Origin of the sequence: Flavobacterium sp. ABG (assembly GCF_001027725.1) — a bacterium.
In the GTDB taxonomy this organism is placed as follows: domain Bacteria; phylum Bacteroidota; class Bacteroidia; order Flavobacteriales; family Flavobacteriaceae; genus Flavobacterium; species Flavobacterium cupriresistens.
The window spans coordinates 1-435 of the sequence record NZ_LEKS01000079.1; the positions used below are offsets into that span (position 1 = coordinate 1).

Sequence of the window (435 nt, forward strand, 5' to 3'; positions counted from 1 at the left end):
GGGTGGGAATTCCCGTTTGCATAGGTTTTGCACCAACCAAAGCATTATCAAAAGTAGCCAATAAAATTGCCAAAAAATTTCAAGACAGAACGCATGGTGTTTATGTAATCGATAGTGATGAGAAACGCATCAAAGCTTTGAAATGGACTAAAATTGAAGATGTTTGGGGTATTGGTTATCGAATGAATAAAAAGATGAAAGCTCGAAATATTACCACCGCTTTAGACTTTATAGCACCACAACACGAAGCTTGGATTAAGAAAGAAATGGGAGTTGTTGGTCTTCGGTTAAAATATGAATTAGAAGGAAAATCAGTTTTAGAATTAGAACCTCTTGTTGATCAAAAGAAAAGTATCGCGATTACCAGAAGTTTTCCAAAACAAATCTCTGATTTTGATTTATTGCGGGAACGCATTGCCACTTTTGCATCGGTTT

General features: G+C 35.9%; 1 pseudogene. It reads left to right on the forward strand.

Annotated features, from left to right (window positions below):
- A pseudogene (locus AB674_RS21755) lies at positions 1-435 on the forward strand (SOS mutagenesis and repair protein UmuC); the annotation flags it as partial.